This window comes from Psychroflexus planctonicus, from assembly GCF_014640195.1.
Classification (GTDB): Bacteria; Bacteroidota; Bacteroidia; order Flavobacteriales; family Flavobacteriaceae; genus Psychroflexus; species Psychroflexus planctonicus.
This window is the reverse complement of the sequence record NZ_BMGM01000013.1, coordinates 49,891-69,450: the sequence shown is the minus strand read 5'-3', so window position 1 is coordinate 69,450 and position 19,560 is coordinate 49,891. Positions and strand designations below refer to the sequence as shown.

At 33.8% G+C, this 19,560-nt stretch carries 12 protein-coding genes; 9 read left to right on the top strand and 3 right to left on the bottom strand.

The genetic code is table 11. The annotated features are described in order from the left end of the window. Nucleotides 1-75: 75 nt before the first annotated feature. On the bottom strand, nucleotides 76-7,458 hold the full coding sequence (locus IEV72_RS12890) for a fibronectin type III domain-containing protein (RefSeq protein WP_188459535.1): 7,383 nt from the start codon (nucleotides 7,456-7,458) through the stop codon (nucleotides 76-78). Nucleotides 7,459-7,979: 521 nt separating this feature from the next. Here IEV72_RS12890 and rplS point away from each other — a divergent pair. The 8 genes from rplS to IEV72_RS12850 all read left to right on the top strand — a co-directional run bounded on the left by rplS (nucleotide 7,980) and on the right by IEV72_RS12850 (nucleotide 14,893). After that, entirely contained in the window at nucleotides 7,980-8,351 is a 372-nt protein-coding gene (gene rplS, locus IEV72_RS12885) for a 50S ribosomal protein L19 (RefSeq protein ID WP_188459534.1), read from the top strand. Between the two features lie 203 nt (nucleotides 8,352-8,554). Beyond that, on the top strand, nucleotides 8,555-10,777 hold the full coding sequence (locus IEV72_RS12880) for an NADP-dependent isocitrate dehydrogenase (RefSeq protein ID WP_188459533.1): 2,223 nt from the start codon (nucleotides 8,555-8,557) through the stop codon (nucleotides 10,775-10,777). Between the two features lie 266 nt (nucleotides 10,778-11,043). Beyond that, nucleotides 11,044-11,442, top strand: coding sequence for a VOC family protein (locus tag IEV72_RS12875; RefSeq protein WP_188459532.1), 399 nt, complete (start codon nucleotides 11,044-11,046; stop codon nucleotides 11,440-11,442). 95 nt (nucleotides 11,443-11,537) lie between these two features. After that, nucleotides 11,538-12,464 (top strand): septum formation inhibitor Maf, encoded by a 927-nt coding sequence (locus IEV72_RS12870; RefSeq protein ID WP_188459531.1) that lies wholly within the window; start codon nucleotides 11,538-11,540, stop codon nucleotides 12,462-12,464. 2 nt (nucleotides 12,465-12,466) lie between these two features. After that, the gene (locus IEV72_RS12865) at nucleotides 12,467-12,985 is read left to right on the top strand and encodes a mechanosensitive ion channel domain-containing protein (protein ID WP_188459530.1); all 519 of its coding nucleotides are present in this window, start codon (nucleotides 12,467-12,469) and stop codon (nucleotides 12,983-12,985) included. A gap of 63 nt (nucleotides 12,986-13,048) precedes the next feature. After that, nucleotides 13,049-13,258 carry a membrane or secreted protein gene (locus IEV72_RS12860; RefSeq protein ID WP_188459529.1) on the top strand — a complete coding sequence of 70 codons (210 nt, stop codon included), beginning with the start codon at nucleotides 13,049-13,051 and terminating at the stop codon, nucleotides 13,256-13,258. Nucleotides 13,259-13,267: 9 nt separating this feature from the next. Continuing rightward, nucleotides 13,268-14,359 carry a glycosyltransferase gene (locus IEV72_RS12855; protein ID WP_188459528.1) on the top strand — a complete coding sequence of 364 codons (1,092 nt, stop codon included), beginning with the start codon at nucleotides 13,268-13,270 and terminating at the stop codon, nucleotides 14,357-14,359. Further along, nucleotides 14,360-14,893, top strand: coding sequence for an RNA polymerase sigma factor (locus IEV72_RS12850; RefSeq protein ID WP_188459527.1), 534 nt, complete (start codon nucleotides 14,360-14,362; stop codon nucleotides 14,891-14,893). Between the two features lie 15 nt (nucleotides 14,894-14,908). Here the strand turns inward: IEV72_RS12850 and IEV72_RS12845 are convergent, their stop codons facing one another. Both IEV72_RS12845 and IEV72_RS12840 read right to left on the bottom strand, forming a co-directional pair. Continuing rightward, nucleotides 14,909-15,661 carry a T9SS type A sorting domain-containing protein gene (locus IEV72_RS12845; protein WP_188459526.1) on the bottom strand — a complete coding sequence of 251 codons (753 nt, stop codon included), beginning with the start codon at nucleotides 15,659-15,661 and terminating at the stop codon, nucleotides 14,909-14,911. A gap of 112 nt (nucleotides 15,662-15,773) precedes the next feature. After that, entirely contained in the window at nucleotides 15,774-18,161 is a 2,388-nt protein-coding gene (locus tag IEV72_RS12840) for a heavy metal translocating P-type ATPase (protein WP_188459525.1), read from the bottom strand. A 157-nt stretch (nucleotides 18,162-18,318) separates the two neighbouring features. On the opposite strand from IEV72_RS12840, the gene IEV72_RS12835 reads away from it, so the two are divergent. Next, a complete protein-coding gene (locus tag IEV72_RS12835; protein WP_188459524.1) occupies nucleotides 18,319-19,557 on the top strand; it encodes a M48 family metallopeptidase in 1,239 nt (412 codons plus the stop codon). Nucleotides 19,558-19,560: the final 3 nt, after the last annotated feature.

Genomic DNA, 19,560 nt, shown 5'->3' with positions numbered 1-19,560 from the left:
AATGTATGATTTTTAGAACTGTTTTTAGTTAATAAGTCTTTAAAGTCTAAGAATTATAAAAGCTTAGCGACTAAACTATTTTTTTATAAATGCTTCAACATAAGTTTTACCGTCAATTGTCACTTTTGCAAAATATTGACCACTCTCTAGATTACTAACAGGAACAGCTACTGAATTTTGGTTGTGTTTTTGTTTGTAAACTTGTTGACCTAACATATTGTAAATAATGATATCTTCAATGCTTTCCGGTGCTTCAACATTAAGCATATGGCTAGCCGGGTTTGGGTATAGGCTAATTTGAAGCTTATTGAAATCTTGATTAGAGAAATTGCTATCTAAAAATATTTCAAAAGTACCTTCAACTGAAGCATCAAAATTGACTTGTACGTAATAGGTTTCACCTTGGGTTAAACCTATTGGTGAAACTATGCTTTCTCCATTAGTTCCTGTTCCTACTCCACAAGCTACTTCAATTAAACTGGTTAAATCTGTACAATCATCCGGCTCTTCATAAACAGCAACATCTGCTGTACCTGAATTGTTGATACTTTGTATAACTATATCCGTATCATTTGACGAAGGAGCTACATAAGAAAACCAAACGGTGCTTTCTACATCTGCTTCAAAACAACTTGGAGTTGGCTCGTTGGTTTGCACTGTAGCATTTGTATTATCTCCAATTATAGTTGAGAATTCTGGAATAAAAGTTGGATTACATATATCATCATTAGGTGGCAATTCTGAAGTATCTAGAGTAGTAAATGCAAAACTATCTCCAGGAATTGTAAACTGTGTCCCACAATCGGTTACCACATTTGCTAAATAGCTAGTGTTGGGTTCTAAACCATCTATTGCAATTTCAGTTATAGAAGGGTCTACATCATCTGTTGCATAAATTGGAAATCCAGTTACGGTTTCACGTATCTCCCATGTGTATTCAACAACAGGAGAATCTGATGGCGGATCCCAACTCAAAAAGATAGATGTTTGACTAATATTACTAGCAATTATATTTTCTGCTGGCTGACAAGCATTCAATGCATCGGTTGTGCTAAATGAAAATGGAGCAGATAAGTTGCTATTGCCAGTATCGCAGTTAGCTTGTACATAAGCTTCGTAATCTGTTTCAGGATTTAAGTTATCTAGATCTACACTCGTTTCTTCTGTCGTGCCTGTAAAAGCAGGTGTATCAACTCCTGGCATGTCTCCTGCATTGTAAATAAACCAAGTATACCCACCAAATGTTAAGTTTTCTGTGTCATCAGTGATGGCTTCCCAACTAAGTGTTGCACTTGTATCGGTGACCAAAGAAACTTCAAAATTGTCTGGCGTTTCGCAAGCTAAATTCTCAGTTGTGAATACAATTGGTTCAGAAAATTCACTAAAATTAACTGAACAATCACTTTCTAACACCACTTGGTAAGTAGTGTTTTCGGTAAGCCCATCTATAATTACACTTGTTTCACCAGAATCTACACTTCCAAGGTCTAGAGCAGAACCTTCTTCAGGTATATCAGTTTCATCAAAAATATACCAAAAATATCCATTTGTTGCTAGTTCAACTTCACTCCAAGATAAGGTGATTTGATCAGGGCCAATGTTTGTAATAGTAATATCTGATGGTGCTTCACATTCAGGGTCTAAAGTGGTAAAAGTAAATGGACCAACAAAGTCACTAAATCCAAACGAACAATTGTTACGGATGTATACATCATAGGTAGTACTAGGATCTAAATCATCTGAAAAACCACTTGGAGTTGCTGTACCCCAACTTGTTACCGCATTAGAATAATCTGGACCTTCGCCTTGATTATGCACAACATACGAATAAAAACCTGGATCATCAGGAGATGTAGACCAACTAAATAATACAGATGTTTGTGTAATTTCATCAAATTGAAAGTCATCTCCACTTGGCTCAGAACAATCTCCAGTTGTACTAAAGGCAACTGCTAAAACAAAATCGCTTTCTACAATATCACAGTCTGATTGAATGTAAAAATTATAATCCGTTAACTCCGTTAAACCTGTTACGGTTACAGAAGTTTCTCCAACACCTAGACTTCCACTAGAAACGGGGTTATCTTCATCTGGATTTTGGTTAGCTTCATAAACTTCCCAGTTATAACCATTCAATGCATTAGAAAAATCGTCCCAGCTGAATGAAGCTTCAGTTATTAAAACTTCATCTGCTACTACATTTTGTGGTGCTTCACAAGTTCCAAAAGTGGTGAAATCTACAGGAAGCGTAAGTTCACTTTCACTAAATTCACATTCGGCTTGAACATAAACTTGATAAGCTGTATCTAAAGTTAAATCAGAAACTGTAACAGACAATTCGCCAGCTTGAGTCGTGCCTTCTACCAATGGGTTGTCTACTTCTGGATTGTCTCCTGCTAAAAATACAAACCAATTGTAACTTAATTGGGTAGCATCTGTTTCTTCCCATGAAATGTTAGCTGTAGTTTGTGTAACATCTGAGACTTCAACATTTGTAGGATCTGGGCAAATTGGTGGTGTACAATTAGAAGTAAAACTGAAAAGCGTTTCACCAGGGTTAATACTTTCACTTGAAGAATTGTAAATTTCTTCGTTGAATGGGTCGGTTATACTAATGTTTACATCTGCTGAAACACTTCCAGCTTCATTCCAAACTAACTCCGTATTTACATCTTGACACAAGTTGATGACTTCATCAAACTCAGCTCCTGTATTGAAGCTTTCGCCTAAGGTAGCTACTAAAATTCCATCTTGGAAAACTTGCATTGTTGCACCATTCCATCCGTTTCCAGAATCGCTTGATAAAGAGTAAGTGTAAGCACATTTATCTTCTTCTTCACACACTTCGGTAGAAAAGGTAACCGGAATTGAAAGTTCGCTAATTTCACTATTTAAGCAACTGGATTGTACGTACACATCGTAAGTTGTTGCAGGGCTTAAATTATCTAAAGCAACATTAAGATTACTTGAAGAATTTCCCGAAATAATGGCATTATCTGTTTCTGGATCGCCACCATTTAAATACACAAACCAATCGTATCCGTTAATTGCAGACTCATCTTCGTCATAAGATAGTAAGGCAGAATCGGTTTGAACATTTGAAACATTTAAGTTTAACGGTGCATTACAGACTGGTAATTCGTCTACACGTAAATCGTCTATTGCAAAAAAGATTGAGCTACCAGCACTTCTAGTGGCTACAAAACGAATATTTACAGTTTGGTTTTCAAAAGCAGCTAAATCAAATACTTCGCGTTCAAAATCATCTGATAAATTATTTTGTTCTTCTTCTGTATAAGTTTTAAGATTAGTCCAATTATCTGAAGAGACTTCTTTAATTTCTACATCGTAGGTGCCTACATTATTTCCTGTAAGTAAATAAAAGTAATTTAAACTAGGGTCTTCTAGATTTGATAAATCTAAGACTGGCAATTCAATAATAGCCTGATCTCCAGAATTTCCAAACTGATTGGTTATTATAATGAAGTTATCGCCAACGGGATTATTAATAAAATTATCTGAAAAAGCAAGCCAAGAATAAGTACCTAACTCAAATTCTGGATTTCTACTCCAGCAATCACCAATACTTTCATCACCTGAATTTTGTGGTGACCAATCGCTGCTTTCAAAATCTACTAAATAGGGAGTATCTAAAGGATTACATGGGGTTTTAAAAAACAAAGGATCGGATGCTGAACTAACACCTGTAAAACCACAATCTGAACGAATAAAAGCTTTGTAATCTGTATTTTCTGCTAAGCCAGATACAAGAACTGAATTCACTTCAAAATTTGTGCTTCCATTAGCTACTGGCGATGTGTTTTGCGGATTATCGGCTGCATTAAATATAAACCAGTTATAACCACTTATTGCACTACCAATATTATCCCAAGATAATTCTACCGAGTCGGTCGTAACTTCTACTAAATCAAAATTTAAAGGAGGAAAACAACCGTCGGGTGAATCACAATCTGAGGTAAAAGTTGTCAATGATGTATTTTGACTTCCTTCTCCAGGGTCTTTTTCATAAACTTCTTCATCAAATGGGTTTAGGATTGTTACACCAACTTCGTTTGCAAAAGAACCACCCGAGTTCCAAAACAATTCAATATCGGCATCATTACATAAATTAACCGTTTCTGTGAAATTATTTCCTGAAGTAAAACCTTCTCCCAATACGGCAACTTCAACTCCATTTTGAAGAACGGACATGGTATTTCCATTCCAACCATCGCCAAATGAATCGAATAACTCAAAGGTGTATTCACAGGTTTCACTAGCATCACAAACTAATGTACTAAAAGTTAAAGGAATTGAACGATTTGAAAATTCATCTTCATCACACTCAGCAATTACATAAGCCTGATAAGTAGTATCTGCATCTAAGCCTGTGATTACAGCAGTTGTTGTGTTAGAAGGAGTAGTGCCTTCTGCTACCGGAGTAGCATTTTCAGGATCGGTTCCATCTAAATATATTTCCCAGATAAAACCATTTGCATTGGCATCTGCGGGTGTCCAAGAAAGTTCAGCACCATCTATGTCAATATTATCGATTTCTAAATCTTTTGGGCGCAAACAAGGGTTTACTTCTGCTACTTCTATTGCATCTAACGCGATATCTGATGAAAAAGAATTGCCACGGGTAGCTACAAATCGATACTCGATAACTTCGCCTTGGAAAGCATTTAGTGAAACCACTACTTCTTCCCAATTATCGTCGACATCAGTTTGTTGAGCACCAACTATATTTTCTAGCTCAACCCAATTGGAACTATTTACAGATTTAACTTCAATAGCTAATTCTCCTATAGTATTACCGCGCATGAAATAGAAAAAAGTTATGCCTGGGTTAGTTAAGCTTGCTAAATCGATTTGAGGTGAAGTAATAGTAGCGGTTTGACCGTTATTTCCACTTGGGCCAACTGCATAAATGTAATTTTCACCTAAAAAAGCAGAGTTAGGTCCCGATGAAGTTCCACCTGTTGCTCCAGTTCTAGCGCCCCAGAAGTAGCCACTTGTTTCTCGACCCCAACATTGGTTAATTTCGTCTCCGGTGTTAAAAAACCCAGTTCCAGAAACCCATTCAGAACTACTAAAATCTTCTAAATAAGGAGCAGTAATGGTTCCACATGCAGTATTAAATGAAACTACATCTGAAAAATCACTATCATCATCCGTTGCACAATTGGCTACCACATAGGCGTCGTATGCTTGTGCAGATGTAAGTCCAGTAATATTAACGCTATTAATAGATTGGTCTACACTTTCAGAAAAAACAGGGCTAGCTACTTGCGGATTTGCTCCTGCATTAAAAATATACCAAGTATAACCAAGATTGGCTTCTGGCTCAGCATTCCAATTTAACTGCGCTGCATCATCTACAACGTTGGTAACTTGCACATTTGTTACTTTAGGACACGAAGGAGGTGTACATGCTGATGTAAAACTGAAAATTGTATCTCCTCGTTCATCTTCAGAATCAAATCCGAGTTCAAAAATTTCTTCATCAAAAGGATTAACCACATTTAAACCAACTTCATCTGCAAAACTTCCTTGGTTTAACCAAATCAATTCAATAGAACTGCCTGTACATAAATTATAGGTTTCTGTAAAATTATCACCATCTTCAAAATCAGCACCTAGATTAGCAACTAGCTGTCCATCTTGGCGTAATTCAACAATATTTCCATTCCATCCGTCCCCAAAATCATCTAACAAATTAAAGGTATACTCACATTGTTCATTAACTGAACAAGCAGCTGTTGTAAATTCTACTGGACCTGTTAGCTGACTCAAACCATCGTCGTCACAATTACTTTGTAGGTAAACATCGTAAGTGGTGTTGGAAGATAAACCTATAACTTGATCATTGTTAGCCGATAGGCTTTCGCTGCTTTGTTGAGTAGGAGTAGCCGTTTCTGGGTTGGCTCCTGATGTGTACACAAACCAATCTACAGGATTAGATTGTGTGTTCCAATTAATTTGTGCAGATGTATCGCCTATTTGAGTTATATTAAGGTTAGTTGGTTTTAAACATGTAGTAGCTTCTCTAACTTCTATTAAGTCAAGTGCCACTACTGAGTTAAAATTGCTACCTCGAGTAGCAATAAAACGCAACTGAATTTTTTTATTTTCCAAACCTGCAAGCTCAATCTCCTCTTCTAACCAATCATCATCTTCAGAAGTCTGTTGTTGTCCGTTGATGGTAATTAAATTTGTCCAAGATTCTGTTCCAAATTCTTGTACTTCTACAGAAAAGCTATCAATACCAAAACCATACATGAAATAATAAAAACTTAATGCTGGAGAATCTAAACCGTTAGTATTTATAACAGGAGATGTAAAAACAGCTTCAGCTCCAGGGCTTCCTGATTGTTTTGTATATATAAATTTAGTACCTTGAAAAGCACTTGAAGGTCCTGAGTTGAATAAGTTTGAGTTACTGTTTCCAGTTCCCCAAGCGTACACATTGTCTATATTATCTGGTGTTCTTGTCCAACATTCATCTATGCTATCTCCCGAGTTTTGAAATCCAGAACCAGCTTGCCACTCACTTCCAGAAAAATCTTCGGTAAAAGGAGTTGAAAATGAAACGCACTCACCTTGAAAAGGCAACTCTATTAAATCTCCACCTTCAGGTTGTGCTAGCCATAAACCAAATTCAGGTCCATTTTGATTGGCTTCGACATCTACAAACCCACTAGTTAATAAAGTAACTGCTTTGTTCTGTAAATTAAGATCTGATAATGGTAAATCGTATATTTCAAACTCTTCTTGTGTGCTTGTTAAAACAGGTTGAATTGAGTATAAGTTAGTAGCAATTTGAACATAATTTTGAAAATTAGTATAAGCCAGATCACTTACAAAATTTGGAATTGGAACGGTGATTTCGTCTAGATCAAAGTTAGCTAAGTCTGTGGCTCCATGGTGAATTAATATATCTGTATTCCCTGCTACTGCAACTGCTACTTCTCGAGCTCCAGGAAAAACATCTAAGTTAAAAGCTATCGATGGATTTGCAGATGTATCAAATAAGTTCGGCTGTTGAACCCCATTGGCAACTACTACGTATTTTTCATCTGCAGTTAAATTTAAAGTGGTATTAAAAAATGCAGAAGCAGAAGATGTACTTCCTCCAATTGCAATAGCAATGTCTAAATCTTCACCTGCAGGTAAAGTTAAAAAAGCGGTAGCGGTTCTAAAGCTAAAATTTGATTCAATTAATTCGTCATTAACGTAAATGTCGACTTCGCTTAAAGCTGGATCAGGTGCATTGTGTATCAATTGTACTTCAGCAACACCTTCTACAAAAAAAGGTAAATAAGGTTTTACTGGATTATCATTAATTTTCTCATCAAATGTTAATGAAATGCTATTTACATTAGCATTAGCATTAAATCCAATTAAGAATAATACTAATAAAGAGCAAACAAACTTAGGTAAGTAATTTTGTATCATGATGTTTGGGTTTTTTCCAAATATATTTATTTGAAAGTTAAAATACGTCTAAATTTTATAAAATATTTAATATAACTTTACAATATAACAATGACATAATGTAAAATCCTACTTTAGCTATCATTTTTAACATCTTTGATGTAGTTTTGAACCAACTGATATAGCCTTAAATATTTATTTTAAAACCCTTCGAACACATAAAAGTAACTTTTTTTAAATTTAGCGTTTATTCCATGTAAACATTGTATTGCTTAGTGTTCGTTATATGATTTCATTTGAATACAACTTCATTTTAATTATTTATAAAACAGAATTTTACACACCATAAATCCTAATCATTTTTGATGAAAAATGTAGCTTAACTGTTACTTCAAAACCAGTTTCAAATCATCATTACAGGCTTAAAAATATTTTAGAAATATGTTTCCAGTATAAAATATTAAATTGTAAATTTGCAAACCGTAAAATAACCGCTGGCGAAAATCGTGAATGTTGCTTTACTTAATTCAAATATTGAAAACATGGATTTAGTTAAATTTGTAGAAAGCGAATTTATTGAGAAAAAAGACTTTCCTGAATTTAAAGCTGGTGATACCATAACAGCTTATTACGAAATCAAGGAAGGACAAAAAACACGTACACAGTTTTTTAAAGGAACTGTTATACAAGTTAAAGGTAGTGGTGCTACAAAAACTTTCACCGTAAGAAAAATGAGCGGTACAGTTGGTGTAGAACGTATTTTCCCTATCAACATGCCTGCACTTCAGAAAATTGAAGTAAACAAACAAGGTAGTGTAAGAAGAGCAAGAATTTACTACTTTAGAGAACTTACTGGTAAAAGAGCAAGAATTAAAGAAAAAATGACAGCTCAAACACCTAAGAAGAAAGCCTAATCAAATTGATTTTGATTTTACTAAATCCCTTTAATTAGGGATTTTTTTTTGAATATATTTTTATTCTCCAAGTTTGTGACTTCTAGCAACAAATGATGCGCTGCTTGGTTTCTTCAAATAAGTCATTTTCACTATATTTGGCATGCTTTTAATGTAATGCTCATTTTTGGGCATTTTCAATTTCATATTAAACTTAACAACCTATGGATATTAAACACAATAAAATTGTTTACACCAAAACAGATGAAGCACCTGCTTTAGCAACCTATTCATTTTTACCTATTGTAAGAAAATTTACAGATGCAGCTAAAATAGAAGTAGCATCAAGCGATATTTCTCTTGCAGCGCGAATTTTAGCTAATTTCTCAGATTATTTAGACGAAAACCAAAAAGTGGAAGATACCTTAGCTGCTTTGGGAGAATTAGCAAAAAAACCAGAAGCAAACATCATTAAATTACCCAATATAAGTGCCTCTATTCCTCAATTAACTGAAGCCATTGCAGAACTTCAAAACAAAGGATATGCAGTGCCAGATTACCCTAAAGAAGTAAATACAGACCAAGAAAAAGAAATACAAAAAAGATATGCAAAAGTATTGGGCTCTGCTGTAAACCCCGTATTAAGAGAAGGAAACTCAGACCGTAGAGTTGCTGCTCCGGTTAAAGAATACGCTAAAAACAATCCTCACAGGATGGGAGATTGGAGTAGCGATTCTAAATCTCATGTTGCACATATGGAATCTGGAGACTTCTACGAAAGCGAAATGTCTGTTGTCATGCCAAAAGCCAGTCATGTACAAATTAAACACACATCAACTTCAGGAACAGAAAAAATACTCAAAGAAAATTTAGCACTACAAGAAGATGAAGTAATCGATGCTTCAACCTTAAGTGTTGGAAAGCTAAGAGCATTTCTAAAAGAATGTATAAAAGATGCAAAAGCAAAAAACGTACTTTTCTCCATTCACTTGAAAGCTACCATGATGAAGGTTTCCGACCCGATTATTTTTGGTCATGCAGTAGAAGTGTATTACGAAGAAATCTTTGAAAAGTATGCCGAAGAATTTGAACAAATTGGTGTAAATACTAGAAACGGACTTGGTGATGTATACGGTAAAATCTCAGATTTACCTGAAGCAAAAGCAAAAGAAATAACCAAAGCTATTGATGAATTATACGCTATAAAGCCAGATATGGCGATGGTAGATTCAGATAAAGGCATTACTAATTTACACGTGCCAAGTAATGTAATTATTGACGCTTCTATGCCAGCTGCTATTAGAACTTCTGGTAAAATGTGGAATTGGGATGGGCAACTACAAGATATGAAAGCCATAATTCCGGATCGGAGTTATGCCAAAATGTACCAAGAAATCATTTCATTTTGTAAAGAAAATGGTGCATTTGATCCTACAACTATGGGAAGTGTTTCCAATGTTGGTCTTATGGCAAAAAAAGCTGAAGAATATGGATCTCATGATAAAACTTTTGAAATTCAAGCAGATGGAAAAGTTGAAGTGATTGATGCAGACGGAAAAGTCCTGATGCAACATGAAGTTAACAAAGGAGATATTTGGAGAATGTGCCAAACAAAAGATTTACCGATTAAAGACTGGGTGAAATTGGCCGTAAATCGTGCAAAAGCAACTAACAATCCAGCCATTTTTTGGTTAGATGAAAATCGCGCTCACGACAGAAACTTAATTGAAAAAGTAAATTTATATTTAAAGGATTTTGATACCAATCAATTGGAAATTAAAATCATGAATCCTGTTGAAGCAATGCAATATACCTGCAAAAGAGTAAAAGCAGGAAAAGATACCATTTCGGTTACAGGAAATGTTTTACGTGATTATTTAACCGATTTATTTCCTATTTTAGAGTTAGGAACAAGTGCCAAGATGTTGTCTATTGTACCACTTTTAGCTGGTGGTGGTTTATATGAAACCGGTGCTGGTGGATCTGCGCCTAAACATGTTCAACAATTTGTAGAAGAAGGACACTTACGCTGGGATTCTCTTGGCGAATTTTTAGCCTTGGCCGTATCAATAGAAGATATTGCAGAGAAAGACAATAATAAAAAAGCTGCAGTAATTGCAAGTGCTTTAAACAAAGCCAACTCAAAGTATTTACGCAACAACAATTCGCCTTCAAGAAAAGTAAATGAAATTGATAATCGTGGTACTCATTTTTACCTTGCATTGTATTGGGCAGAAGCTTTAGCATCACAAAATGATGATGCCGAATTAAAAGCATATTTTAAAGATGTGTCAGAAAAATTAGAGCATCATAAAGGTCAAATCTTGAAAGATTTACTAGATGCACAAGGCGAAAAAATGGAAATTAACGGATATTATTTCCCAGATGAAGATTTAGTAAGTGAAAAAATGAGACCTAGTAAAACTCTCAATTCTATAATAGACTAAACTATTCATTGTAATTATTTTAAAAATGCTGTTTCATAAGAAGCAGCATTTTTTTTTGGAACACCAATATGATTATAAAATGTAGCTAAGAAAATATAAAGGAAAAATGAATGAGTCTAACTGAGGCTGAGTTCAAAACCTGAGTTTTCGAAAGAAATAAAAATTCTATTTCAAATAAATTTAATTCAATTTGAAGTTTTAGGATACATTTAAACAAATTGGTACTACAAATCATTATTTTAAGGTGAATTCAAAAAATTAATACTATGAAAATTCAAGCATATTTATCGTTTAACGGTCAATGTCAACAAGCATTTGATTTTTACCAATCCCTATTTGGTGGTGAAATTATCAACAGACAGACTTATGAAAATCAAAAAATAGATATTCCTGAACAGTATAGAAACAAACTGCAACACGCTGAACTGAAAGGAAAAGGATTTCACATTATGGGCTATGACGCTTCACCAGATACGCCGATAACCAATGGCACAAATGTACAGATGAGTATTGATTTTGATAATCATGAAAAGGCAAAAGAAATATTTAAACATTTAGCTGCATCTGGAAAAATTCAAACTGATTTTCAGAAAACAAGTTGGGGTGCGCATTTTGGAAGAATTACAGACCAATTTGGAATTGGATGGATGATTAATGCAAAATAATCTAAGCTTTTTAGCTAGTTATTTAAGCTGTTTCTTTATTGAAGCAGCTTTTTTGTAAATCAAATTTCTTGAGTTTTATTTAGTAATTTTGCAACATGAAAAATAACAAAATGAAGCCGCATACTTTCAATTTATTTCTTACATGCATTTGGAGCATTTTAGTCTTTTCATGTGATACTACAACCGACACTTCTATTGCAAAACAGAAAGAGAAAACATCTGAAAACATAATGCTTTCAGAAGAAACAAAAAACTATTGGTATAGTGGTTTAGCTGAAATTTCTAGTTATAATTTGGTACAACAACGTTATGGTGAAGAAAGAAAAGGCAAAGCAGTTCTTGTTTATGTAACCGAAGATTTTGATGAAAATCAACTGGTGAAAACCGACCAAAAAAGCAAAGGTGATTTTTCTGTTTTGAAATTGAACTCAACAAAAACCTTCAATACAGGAATTTATCCTTATCACATTATGCAAAGTTCTTTTTTACCGATGGAAAACAATAATCAAGTAGCTAAAATATCGGCTAGTATTCAAGAATGGTGTGGCCAAAGTTTTATAATGCTAGAAAATAGAGATGAAATGGAAGTTCAAGTAAATTCCTATTTTCAAAAAATTGGTAACCAAAATTTAGCTTTGTCAAAAACACAAACAGAAAATGGACTATGGAATAAACTAAGGATATTTCCTCGAGAAATTGACACAACGCAAACCGAAATCTTACCTAGTTTTGAATATTTAAGGCTCAACAATATAAATGTAAAAGCATACAAAGTAAGAATTAGTCAAACTGAAGAAAATGAACTTCTAAAAACCAAAATCCACTACCCTAGTTTAAATCGAAATTTAGAAATAACTCAAGAATTAAAAGCTCCATACGCCATTTTGAGTTGGGAAGAATCAACAACAAAAAATGATAGTACATACATTACAAAAGCTATTAAAGTAGCTGAAATGAGAATTGATTATTGGAATAAAAATCAAAGTAACCACAGCTTTTTAAGAGATTCATTAAAACTTTAAAAATGTTAGAAAACTTTTTTTCTGGTCTAACCAAAGAGATCATTATTAGTGTGATACTGATTATTGCATTAATTATTTGGAGGTTTACTTTAAAAAAATCAGCAAACCGAATTGCTAGAATTGGAGATTTCAACATTGGTAGAACCAAGCTAATGTTTAAATACATAAACGTGTTGGTTTCCTTTATAATGATATTTGCGCTTATGTTTACTTGGGGTGTTCAAGCAGAAGATTTGGTTTGGATTTTCTCATCGGTTTTTGCTGTAATTGGAATTGGTTTATTTGCCATTTGGTCTATTTTAAGCAATATTACTTCTGGTGTAATTATGTTTTTTTCTTGTCCGTTTAAAATTGGAGACGACATAAAAATTCATGATAAAGAACATCCAATTGAAGCCAAAATAGAAGACATAAGAGCTTTTCAAATGCATCTAAGAACTAGTGATGGAGAATTAATTGTATATCCTAACAATATGGTTTTACAAAAACCCATATCGTTGATTAAAAAAGAAGGAGCTTAATTTTATGTAAGATAAGCTTGTTAAAGCATCACTTAAAAACAGGAAAATCTATATATTTGTAATATGAAATTATTATTGATTAGCATAGCATTATTAGCCTTAGCATTTGCAGGTATCGCCATTAAAATCTGGGGTAAAAAAGACGGAAAATTCGCTGGAACTTGTGCAAGCCAAAGTCCTTTTTTAAATAAAGATGGAGAATCTTGCAGTTTTTGTGGTAAAATGCCAGATGAGCAAGATTGCAAAAAAGACCAAGTGAGTAAAGTGTCCTAAATGAATTTCTTGGCTGTATTAGAATGGATTTTTTTTACAGCTTCAAGTTTATACTTTATTTATCTATTGAGCTTTTTAAAGCTTCTATTTTATAACTCAACCAACTCTACTCCTTCTACAAAAGACTCCCAGTTTGTTTCTGTATTGATTTGTGCAAAAAACGAAGCTAAAAATCTACAGCTCCACCTTCCTATTATTTTAAAACAAAATCATCCGCATTTCGAAGTAGTTGTGGTCAATGACCAATCTTCAGATAATACGCTGCAAGTTTTAGAGTCCTTTCAAAAAAATTACGCTCACCTGAAAGTTTTTACAACAACAGAAAAATCAAGTAAAAAAAAAGCACTTGCTTTGGCTAAAAAAAAAGCCCAAGGAAGCGTTTATGTCTTAACAGATGCAGATTGTCTAGTAAATTCAACTACTTGGTTAACTATTATGGTTTCTGAGATTCAAAAAGAATCTCAAGTTGTTTTAGGATATGCTCCACATTTCACTAAATCTTATTTTCTAAATAAACTACAGCGTTTTGAAACCCTAACTACGGCACTTCAGTATTTTACAGCTGCACTTTATAATGCTCCATATATGGGTGTAGGAAGAAATTTAGCTTACACAAAACAATTGGATAAAGAAATTAAATTCTCAAAAGCAGAAAAAAAATTGCTTTCTGGTGATGATGATTTGTGGATTCAGAAAGCAAAACAGCTAACTCAAATTAAAATTCAACTAGCTAAACATAGTTTTGCTTATAGCCATGCAGAGCCAAGTTTAAAATCATGGTGGAAACAAAAAAGCAGACACATAAGTACAGCTGCTCACTATCAATTTAAAGATCAGTTTATATTATCTGGGATTTTCATTACCAAGTTTGCTTTTTGGATGAGTTTCATCGCAATGACATTCCTTTCAAATTCAGAAAGTTTTTGGATGGTTTTTAGTATGCTATGCGTAATATTACTTCTGATTTATAAACTTGCTTCAACAAAACTAAATGAAGCTAAACTGTGGTACCTAAGTCCTATTTTAGATTTTAGCTTAATTTGTTTTCAGTTTTGCTTATTTATATCGAATTTAGTTTCACCCTTTAGGAAATGGAAATAAATGACAGAAAAAGAAATTAAACACATTGAACTTGCTAAGTCAGGAAACCAGCTTGGGTTTAATTTTCTGGTTGAACACTATTGGAATTATGTATATCATTTTATTCTGAAACAAACTCAAAATGCATATTTAAGTGAAGAAGTTTGTATTGAAAGTTTCGCTAAAGCCTTTGATAAAATCGAACAGTTTAATCCGAAATATGAATTCAAAACCTGGCTTGTTCAAATTGCGAAAAACGGTTTGATAGATGAATACAGGAAAAAGAAATTAGACACACAAGAAATTAATAATTACAGTTTAAAAATTGCTGAAGACACATCTATAGGTGAAGATATTCAAGAAAACAATACCAATGAAGAAATTGTAATTAGCGAACTGAAAAAGCTTCAAAAAGACTACCAAATCGTGCTTCAAAAATATTACTTAGAGTGTAAAAGCTTCAAAGAAATTTCAGAAGAGTTACAAATTCCGATAAATAATTTAAAAGTTAAGGCGCACAGAGCAAAACAAAAACTTCATAAAAAATTAAAATAAAATTCGATTAAATTACTAGTGCTTGATCATCTTTTTAGTAAGCTGATGCTTACCACTTTGAATTTTCACCAAGTATACACCACTATTAAGATTCAAATTATTTAGGCTTAAGTCTCCATTAGATGGAAAAGTTGTAGTTTTTTTAAATACTAATTTCCCTACTTGATTAAAGATTTGAACATTTACTTTTTCATTTATAAAAGAAGAAGATTTAATATGTATTACATCGCTAACTACCGGATTTGGTGAAATTGAAAAATCTGGAGAATTATTAAAAGAATTTACACTCATCGTTTCTTGGTTCAATTGAATGGAAAAACGATTAAAAGAAGTGCTTGCGTTTATAGATGGATTAACACTAAAACTGTAAATAAAACTATCTTCTTCTACTTGAAATGTGGTGTCTTCGTAATTATCGTTTAAAACCACATTAAAGTCTTCAAAGTTTTCAATCTGAAATTTATACACATAATTGGTAGTAGAATATTGATTGATGAACAAAGGTAAAATTTCTCCATCGAAGGGCTGTTCTCTATTTTCTATAGTAAGTAATGAACTTCCTAGCAAACGGGCTAAGTTTTCATCTAAATTGTCCATCTTTTCAACATCACGATTATCATACTCATTAGAGCCATCGTCTGTAAATTCAATTCGAATAGCATCTGAAGAAGTAGATTGTTGATCAAAAGAGTTTTGCGTGTAAATTTGTAACCTTATGATGCGTTTGTTTTGGTCATCTTCTTGAGAAAAACCTAGACTAGCAGACATAATTATAATTGCCGCTAAGAAAGTTTTAAGGTATTTTATCAAAAATTCCATAACACAAATATAACCAATTTTATACAAAATCAACTTACTTGTCTATGCATCAGTTTTTAAACTAAAAGCTTAACTTTTTACTCACCAACTTACTAGCCAAACTAGTAAACGCCACAATACTAATGGAGCTCAATGGCATTAAAATAGCAGCAATAATGGGCGTTAATTGACCAGTGACCGCAAAGTACAGTCCAACCACATTGTATAAAAAAGAAAAGAAAAATGCCCACTTAATAATTTTCTTTCCACTTTTAGCCACATCGATATATTGATTGAGCTTAGTTAGTTTTTTAGCATCGATTATCCCATCGCATGCAGGTGTAAAAACATTGATGTTTTCGGCTACTGCAATGCCTACATTGCTTTGCTTTAAAGCACCTGCATCGTTTAGCCCGTCGCCAATCATGGCAACGCTTAACTTTTTATCTTGCAGTGCTTTTACACGTTCAAGTTTGTTTTTTGGCTGCTGATTGAAATACATTTCTTTTACTTTAGGCAGCATGGATTTTAAATACTGCTCCTCAGCTTGATTGTCACCCGAAACAATTTGAATTTGGTATTCGTCTGCCAATGCATTCATCAAATCCCAAATGCCATCGCGATACTGAGCAGAAAATGTGAATTTCCCGCGATAGGCTTCATCTTCAGAAAAATAAACCGCCGTTTCATTTACTTGACTATCAACAGGAACATTTACAAATTGAGACGAACCTAATTTGATTTCCTTGCTGTTGATTTTCGCTTTTATTCCTTTTCCTACTTCTTCTTCAAATTCATCTAAGGTATCGATGTTTTGCGATTTCAAATAGGCATACAGCTTTCTACTCAACGGATGATTAGAATTTCTGAGCGTTGTTCTTAACAAAGAATAATCTTCTTCTGTAAGGTTTTCACCTTGGTAGGCAATTTCTTCACCCACCGAGCTACTCAAAGTTCCTGTTTTGTCGAACACAAAAGCATCAAGGCTCGCCAATTGTTCTAAGGTTTCGGTGTTTTTCAAATAAAATCCACGTTTACCGAAAATGCGCAAAAGATTCCCTAAGGTAAAAGGAGTAGCCAAAGCAATAGCACAGGGGCAAGCGATAATCAATACTGCAGTGAGCACATTCAATGCCAGGCTAGCATCGTAAATCAACCAAAAAGTAGTAGACACAAAAGCAATACTTAAAACCGCCCAAGTAAAATGTTTACTGATTTGATCAATTAAACTTTGGAAAGGAAGTTCGTTGTTTTTGGTAAATGCATCTTGGCTCCAAAGTTGAGTTAGGTAGCTCTGCTCTACTTCTTTTTCGGCAATAACTTCAATAGCGCCTAATTGTTGTTTGCCGCCAGCGTATAATTTTTCGCCTTTGTTTTTATGCACCGTCCTTGCTTCACCAGTAACAAAACTGTAATCTATTTTTGCATCACCTTCCACTAAAATTCCATCTACGGGAATGAGTTCACCACTTCTAATCAAAATTCGATCTCCTTTTTTAATTTCATAAATAGGAATATTTTCTTCTTCCTTTACATCATCGTGATTCAATTTGGTAACTGCAATTGGGAAATAAGATTTGTAATCCCGCTCAAAAGATAAAAAGGTGTATGTTTTTTGTTGAACTAATTTTCCAAGCAATAAAAAGAAAACCAAACCGGTTAAACTATCAAAAAAACCAGTGCCCAAATCGGCCATGATTTCGATGCTGCTTCTGATGAATAAAACGCTAATTCCCAAAGCAATAGGCACATCAATATTCAAGATTTTGGTTTTGATGCCTTTGTAAGCCGAAACAAAATAGCCTGCTCCAGAATAAAAAACTACGGGAAGCGAGAAGAAAAACATCAACCAGCGGAAAATGGGTTTGTACTGTTCCAACCAATATTCCGAAACTTCAAAATACTCAGGAAAGGACAAAAACATCACGTTTCCAAAAGCAAAACCTGCGATGCCAATTTTATAAATCAAACTGCGGTCTACATCGGTTTTCTTTCTATCCATGGTTTCCAAACTCAAATAAGGTTCGTAACCGATGGAAGCCAAAAGTGTTACCAAATCCTTCAAATTAAATGAAGCGGTTTTGTAGGTAACATGTATTTTTTTCTCTGGAAAATTGACTTGAGAAGAGATGATTTGAGGATTCAGTTTGTTCAAATTTTCCAAAATCCAAATGCAAGAAGAACAGTGAATATGCGGAATAAAGAGTTGAATAGACTCCACTCCATCATCGCTAAAATCAACTAATTTCTGTTGAATTTCAGTATTGTCTAAATAATCGAATTTCCCTTTCAGTTCAGGGGGTGTGGCGCCGGGATTTTGTTGAAAATCATAATAACAAGTCAAATCGTTTTCAGAGAAAATCTCAAAAACCGTTTTGCAACCTGAACAGCAAAAGCTTTTCTCTTCCGAAGTAATTTCACCTTCGGTACAAGCATCTCCGCAGTGATAGCATTTAACTTGAACAGCCATTGTTTTTTTTGTAGCAAAGATGCCTGATTTACAAGTTTATAAAAATGACAAACATCAGTTTGATTGGAAAAATAAACCTAAAACCGGATTCTTCACAAAGTCAATATGATGCATTATTTTAGCTTAAAAAATGTATTTTTGTCGCTAATTTTAGCTTATGACCGCCAACATTCTATTTTGGATCATCATTGCCATTTTGGTAATTGAGTTTATTCTGGATAAAGTTTTAGACCAACTCAACACTTCGTATTTCAACAAACCCATCCCATCTAATTTATCCGATGTGTTTGAAAAAGATGAATACCAAAAATCGCAAGCCTACAAAAAAGAACAACAAAAATTTAGTCGCTTAAGCGGAAGTTTGATGTTTTTACTGACCTTAATTTTCCTTTTTTTGGATGGTTTTGCTTATGTAGATAACTTAGCAAGAAGTTGGTTCGAAAATGAAATTTACATTGGTTTAAGCTTTTTCGGAATATTGTTTTTTGCATCCAGCATCATCGGAATTCCATTTTCCTATTATCACACTTTTGTAATTGAAGAGAAATACGGTTTCAACAAAACTACAAAAGCAACCTTTTTTACAGACCTTTTGAAATCTTGGGGAATGGGCATTGTGTTAGGCGGTGGAATTTTAGCTTTATTAATGTGGTTTTTTGAACTAGCCGGAAGCAATTTTTGGTGGTATGCTTGGGCTTTAATCACTGTTTTCACTTTGTTTATGAATATGTTTTACGCAAAGTTGATTGTTCCGTTGTTCAACAAACAAACACCATTAGAAGAAGGCAGTTTACGCGATAAAATCGAAGCTTACGCCAAAGAAGTTGGATTTGAATTACAAAACATTTACGTGATTGATGGTTCCAAAAGAAGCACCAAAGCCAATGCCTATTTTTCGGGTTTTGGAAAAGAAAAACGCATTACGTTGTACGATACCTTAATTGAAGATTTATCGGATGAAGAAGTAGTTGCTGTGTTAGCGCATGAAGTAGGACACTACAAAAAGAAACATATAGTGTTTAATCTTTCCGTTTCCATTTTAACAACCGGTTTTACACTTTGGATTTTTTCACTTTTGGTAAATGAACCCATGCTTGCTGAAGCCTTAGGAACTTCGCAAAACAGTTTTCACTTGAGTTTGGTGGCTTTTGGTTTGTTGTACAGTCCTATTTCTACCCTAACCGGATTATTGATGAACAAAGTTTCTCGAAAATTTGAATACCAGGCAGACAATTTTGCTAAAAACACCTACATAGCAAAATATTTAATTTCTAGTTTAAAGAAATTAAGCAGTAAAAGCCTAAGTAACCTAACTCCACATCCTGCTTATGTGTTCTTTAACTATTCGCATCCGCCTTTGCAAAAAAGAGTAGAAAACTTAAATTTGAAATCTTAGTTT